This window comes from Phormidium pseudopriestleyi FRX01, assembly GCF_017313335.1.
Taxonomy (GTDB): domain Bacteria; phylum Cyanobacteriota; class Cyanobacteriia; order Cyanobacteriales; family Laspinemataceae; genus Laspinema; species Laspinema pseudopriestleyi.
This window is the reverse complement of sequence record NZ_JAFLQW010000348.1, coordinates 1-5,584: the sequence shown is the minus strand read 5'-3', so window position 1 is coordinate 5,584 and position 5,584 is coordinate 1. Positions and strand designations below refer to the sequence as shown.

The 5,584-nt window shown below is 47.8% G+C and carries 9 protein-coding genes; all 9 read left to right on the top strand.

Annotated features, from left to right (window positions below):
- Positions 1-162 precede the first annotated feature (162 nt).
- A complete protein-coding gene (gene coaD / locus J0895_RS13100) occupies positions 163-711 on the top strand; it encodes a pantetheine-phosphate adenylyltransferase (RefSeq protein WP_207088532.1) in 549 nt (182 codons plus the stop codon).
- Complete coding sequence (locus tag J0895_RS13095; protein WP_207088531.1) at positions 624-1,256, top strand: ATP synthase subunit B family protein; 633 nt, start codon at positions 624-626, stop codon at positions 1,254-1,256. Before coaD ends, J0895_RS13095 begins: the two co-directional genes overlap by 88 nt.
- A gap of 165 nt (positions 1,257-1,421) precedes the next feature.
- The gene (locus J0895_RS13090; protein WP_207088530.1) at positions 1,422-2,876 is read left to right on the top strand and encodes a DUF2157 domain-containing protein; all 1,455 of its coding nucleotides are present in this window, start codon (positions 1,422-1,424) and stop codon (positions 2,874-2,876) included.
- A 256-nt stretch (positions 2,877-3,132) separates the two neighbouring features.
- A complete protein-coding gene (locus J0895_RS13085; protein ID WP_207088529.1) occupies positions 3,133-3,825 on the top strand; it encodes a GDYXXLXY domain-containing protein in 693 nt (230 codons plus the stop codon).
- A 30-nt stretch (positions 3,826-3,855) separates the two neighbouring features.
- Positions 3,856-4,383 (top strand): DUF192 domain-containing protein, encoded by a 528-nt coding sequence (locus J0895_RS13080; RefSeq protein ID WP_207088528.1) that lies wholly within the window; start codon positions 3,856-3,858, stop codon positions 4,381-4,383.
- A gap of 11 nt (positions 4,384-4,394) precedes the next feature.
- Positions 4,395-4,655 carry a hypothetical protein gene (locus J0895_RS13075; protein WP_207088527.1) on the top strand — a complete coding sequence of 87 codons (261 nt, stop codon included), beginning with the start codon at positions 4,395-4,397 and terminating at the stop codon, positions 4,653-4,655.
- 20 nt (positions 4,656-4,675) lie between these two features.
- On the top strand, positions 4,676-4,963 hold the full coding sequence (locus J0895_RS13070; RefSeq protein WP_207088526.1) for a DUF433 domain-containing protein: 288 nt from the start codon (positions 4,676-4,678) through the stop codon (positions 4,961-4,963).
- Between the two features lie 68 nt (positions 4,964-5,031).
- Positions 5,032-5,286: a hypothetical protein gene (locus tag J0895_RS13065; protein ID WP_207088525.1), complete on the top strand. Its 255-nt coding sequence runs from the start codon at positions 5,032-5,034 to the stop codon at positions 5,284-5,286.
- Positions 5,283-5,486: a type II toxin-antitoxin system VapC family toxin gene (locus J0895_RS13060; RefSeq protein WP_242541269.1), complete on the top strand. Its 204-nt coding sequence runs from the start codon at positions 5,283-5,285 to the stop codon at positions 5,484-5,486. Before J0895_RS13065 ends, J0895_RS13060 begins: the two co-directional genes overlap by 4 nt.
- Positions 5,487-5,584: the final 98 nt, after the last annotated feature.

Below are 5,584 nucleotides of genomic sequence, written 5' to 3'. Positions count from 1 at the left end.
GAAGTTGAGTTGCCAGTCATCCTAAAGGTGGTATGATGGTGTGCAGTAGCCGTTGCCATTTCAACAAAAGCAGATGTCCAAACGTCACATTTGCCTTAATCGAAATGCCATCCTACTTGACCTAATCAAGTCCCTAACTGCGAATCTGATAACTAAATCCTTGTGATTGCAATTTATCCGGGCAGCTTTGATCCCATTACCCTAGGTCACCTTGACATCATAGAGCGAGGGTGTAAGCTGTTTGACCAGGTGATTGTGGCGGTGGTGATTAATCCAAATAAAACCCCACTGTTTACCGTGCAAGAGCGTTTAGAGCAGATTCGCCTTGCGACCCCCCATTTGTCTAATTTAGAAATAGACTGTTTTGAGGGCTTGACGGTGAACTATGCCAGAATTCGAGGGGCGAGTGTCCTGTTAAGGGGACTACGAGTGCTCTCGGACTTTGAGCTAGAACTCCAAATGGCTCATACCAACAAAACCCTAGCCACTGAAATCGAGACGGTTTTTTTAGCAACTTCTAACGAATACAGCTTTTTAAGCAGTAGTGTAGTAAAGGAAGTTGCCCGATTTGGCGGCTCCATCAATCACCTTGTTCCCCAGCACGTTGCGCTTGATATCTACCGATGTTACGCCAAAACACAGCCCGGATTGACCCAGACGACAGATCGAGTCTCCCAGAAGAATCTCCCGAGCACGAGCAGGGACTCCTAGATATCCAGAGGGAACTAAACCGACTGGAGGAGATGATTCTCGAAAGTCCGCGCATCCCGTTTACGGGAAGGACCCTGGTGGATGAGGAGCAGTTGCTAGAGCAGCTCGATCTCCTGCGACTGAATTTACCTGCTGCCTTTGAGGAAGTAGAGGAAATCATCCGCCACAAAGACGAAATCATTGTCCAAGCTGAACAATATGCCCAGGAAATTTTGGAAGCTGCCGAGCACAGGGCGGCCCAAATTCTCGACGAAATGGGAATTGTCCGACAGGCAAAGCTAGAATCAGACCATCTGCGCCAACAGGTCCAGCTTGATTGCGAATCCGCTCAGGAACAGACGATTTCGGAAATCGAACGGTTGCGACGGCAAGCGATGGATGACTTAGAGGAGATGAGGTCCCGGGGGATCTCCGAAGCCGAGGCGATCGAAAAAGGGGCGGATGATTATGCCGATCGCGTCCTCTACAACCTGGAAAGTCAACTCTCAGAAATGTTGCGCGTCATTCGCAATGGCAGATCCCAACTCGACTCCGAATCCAAGTAAACCCCTACCCTTCATCCCAGCCCTCCCCTAGCCGGAAGTTGAGGTCCTTGACCTCTTGTGAAATGACTACCCGGGTAAGAAACCCCCTCCCGGGGGACTGACGCCCCCAACCTAATCAGCGGGTTTGTCACCTTCAACGCTGTCATCTTTTATCCTTATCCCTTCATGGTTTCGGAAAAGTTTCGCCGCCAATTACGCATAGAGGCTCGTTCATGGACGATGGAAGGCTTGATTTCCGAGGATCAGTATCAAGAATTGTCCCGTCGCTATCTGTTTGAAACTCTCGATCGCCCGAATCAGACTCGGTTTATTGCCATACTGCTGGGGTTGGGTGCAGTGCTCATCAGTAGCGGGGCGATCGCCTTAGTCCAAGCCAATTGGGATATCTGGTCCCGGGAACTCAAAACCGGCGTCCTGGTGGGAATTTTCATTGCTGTGAATCTGTGCGCCTTCTATTTGTGGCGAGATTCACTCGGGCGATCGCATCGTTTCCCCGGATGGCAAACTCGCACCGGCCACGGATTATTCTTTCTAAGTTCCCTCCTCCTCGGGTTAAACATGAGCCTGATTGGGGAAATTTTCCTCATGAGTCTGTCTTTGGGAGAATTTTGGTTGATTTGGGGGTTAGCGGTCCTGGTCATGGCCTACAGCTTGCGTTTGACCGGCTGTGGAATTTTAGCCACTCTGTTAATTGGGGTAGGATACTGGCCCGGTTTAGCCCTGGTCTATCAGGGTGACGGATTGTTTTGGATCCGGACTGTAATCCTCCATCTGCCCTTAATTGCGGCCTTCCTGTTAGTGCCCCTGGCATACTGGTGCCGATCGCCCTGGATTTTTGGATTGGCGACCCTGGTCCTAATTCAGTCCGTGCAAGTCAATCTCATCGTGGGGTTCAGTCTGCTAAATGTGCCGAATCATTGGATGCTGGCGATCGCCTACGCCCTACCCCCTGTCCTCCTGTGGAGTTATGATGATAAACCCGGGCAATCAACTGGTGTGTTTGATGAGGTCGAAGAACTCCCCCAATTTAGACCGATCGCCCGCACCTTTGCCCTCATCTTTCTCTCCCTCTCCTTTTATGTGATCTCCTTCCATTGGTTTTGGTCCGAGAGTTCCCCAATGGAACCTTGGGACCCCATGATTTCTGAAATTCCCCTCCAACAAGGTTTTGCCTACCTCCTCGATGTCCTGATCGTCCTCGGGAGTTGGTTGGCCTTGGTGTGGCATTTTACCAGTCCTCGGGATAATTTCCGGCGTTTTTCATCCCCTGATGCCTACTTGAATCATGCGATCGGCCTAGTGATTGCGATCGCCACAGGGATGCTATTCTGGCATTTTGGCATCCAACCCTTACCCCTGCTGGGTCCCTTACTTTTTAACATCCTGCTATTTTTGTTAGCATACGGATTGATGCGTCAGGGTCTCAGCAGAGGCGATCGGCGGATTTTTTGGTGGGGTACGCTACTATTAACCTTGCAAATTCTCACCCGAGTCCTGGAGTATGAAACCGGATTAGTGTTTAAATCCATCGTCTTTGTTCTCTGTGGAATGGCTACAATTGCCATTGGCCTAATCGTAGGCAGTGGGATTAAACCCATTGAAAACGAAGACTTAACTTGAGAGTAAATGGCCCGGATTCATGCAGGGTAATTTAAAATAACTGGATAGCGTTTCCCATAGTTATTCGCGTACAATTCATTTGGGAGTGCGCGCATCTTGCTCGCTATTATCATTAGCGAGCAAGATGTTTGTGTTCCTTTAAATATCTGTACGCGAATGAGTTTGGGAACCGCTATATTGGATTAAAAATCAACATTTTTTCGTCAATTCTAATTCTACCTGTTACCAAAAGGTGGTTAGGGGGGTCTTTTAAATTATGCAAAACGAGCAGCCTTCTTCTCCAGAAAAAATCAAACCCAGCTTAGTGTTAGGTCGATTTTTAATTCCTCTGCTGATTCAAACTGCCGCCATGCTAACTGGGGCATTTTTTGCGGTTCATACCGAAGTGAATGGGAAATTAGTGACCTTAGAAACCGAACCTGTTAACTTGAGTAAATTTATTAGAAATTCTTCTAATCGAGTCAGCTATAATATTTCCAATTTCAAAATTTTAGAAGAAATTCCCGGATGGGAAGAACTGCCGGGAACTCCTGTGCCTTGTCCCCGGAATAACCAACCCCGAAATCGGGAGAATCAGTGTAACCCAGATGCCAAATTGTTAGACCCAGATTTGACACTCTATGCAATTTTGTCACCGCCAACAGCGGAGGAAACCGGGGAAGTGCCAACGCCTTGGGTCGCGGTGGGGTTAAGTGGCGATCGCCCCACGGAATTAGGGGAAAATCAAGTCATGATTAAGGGGAGATCCTTAGAAGATTTGGTGGAGTATGAGGGAGGAAAATTTTACCTAATGCGATCGCAACGGGAGGAAATTTTGGAAAGCTTGGATTTGACCGACCAGGAGGAAAAACTAGAAACCTTAGTGATCCAGCTTAAAGTGAATCAGCGAGGAAATGCCGTCCCGGTTAATTTGTGGATCGGCGATCGCAACTATTTGCTCTCAAATTGAATCAAAGCAGTAACCGTTAAGCAGTAAAATATGAAGAGTTTAGCCCGGTTTTTCGTCACCAGTTTCGGTCTGTTTTTATTGGGTTGTACACCTTCGGGGTTACCCCCTGTTGCCGATGCACAACCGCATGGGGATACAGTATCTTTCTCACCCAGGGTCAAAATAGAGAGGGGACAAGATTTGTCCATTACCGCACAAGCAAAAATCGGTGACCAAACCATTGATTTGGAAGTGGCAACCACGCCAGAACAGCAGGCGATCGGACTGATGTACCGAAGTGAGATTGCCCCGAATCGAGGGATGTTGTTTCCATTTAATCCGCCTAGAACCGTCACCTTTTGGATGAAAAACGTTGAGATTAATTTGGATATGATATTTTTGCGAGATGGAGAAGTCCTGGCGATCGCTGATGATGTTCCCCCCTGTACCAGCGACCCTTGTCCCTTCTACGGACCGGAAAATAGCCCCGTTGATCATGTTCTCGAACTGGGGGGAGGACGCGCTGCCGAACTGGGGATACAAGTGGGCGATCAAATTGCGATCGACTTTTTAGAGTAAACATGAAGGAGATGGCATCGCCTTCTCGTCGCCATCTCCTGTTACTCCAACCCTTAGATACTCGATGGACCTGTTCAGGGGTGGTGGATAAACAGTTAGAGTCAAAAGGCTTTTGGGAGGTTAAACTCCCGGAAGCCCCAGGCGATCGTCATCCCGGACAATTTGCGACAGGGTTCGGCTACATTCACCAAAATTCCCAGCAGCAAACCCTCCGAATGTTGCGCCATTCCTATGATCAGGGGGAGTCTGCTAACCTGTTTATTGAACATTAGGGAAGTTAGGAGCAACGGAAATGGTTAAAGCCACAGAAAATCGCTATATTGTCAGAGATGATGAAATCTTGGGGGGCGAACCGATTATCAAAGGCACTCGTACCCCAGTTAGAGCCATTGTGGAAACCTGGCGAATGGGAGTTTTGCCGGAAGAAATTCCCATCGGAATGCCTCATCTAACCCTCGCCCAAGTATTTGATGCGTTGAGCTACTACAGCGACAACCAGGAAGAGATTCACCAGTATATTGAGCGCAATCGCATTTCCGATGAATTAATCGATCACCGCAAATCCTCCAGCGACTTCTAGTAATTTTGAACGAAGTTACAGCCGATGAAATGGAAAATTAAGTTCGATAGATCTAAGAGGAAATTGTCATGCACAGCATTCACTTGAAAACCACCGTGGGATCTGATGGTGTGTTGCGAGTCCAGTTGCCACCGGAATATCAAGAGCAGGAGTTGGAGGCAATTGTTATTTTGGAACTTTTGCCCAAAGGCGAATTAGCCAACCCACTGAAAACATCAGGATGGCAACCGGGATTTTTTGAGGAAGTTGTCGGAGGGTGGGTAGGGGAACCCCTAGTTAGAGAAAATCAGGGAGACTACGAAGTACGGGAGAACTTATTTTGACTTATTTGCTCGATACGAATGTTTGCATTCGGGTGTTAAATAATACCAGTCCGGCAGTAGCAAGTCGATTAGCCCAGCAACAAGCAGAAGATATTTATTTATGTACAGTCGTGCAAATGGAGCTTTACTATGGAGCTTATCGCAGTGCTAAGATCCAGGAAAATGTAGCTTTGTTGGAACGGTTTTTTAGTCAATTCTAGATTTTGTCGTTCGATCCACAAGCGGCTCGATTAGCTGGAACAATTCGCTCTCAATTAGCAGTAATAGGTACGCCGATAGGTCCCTATGACTTGCAAAT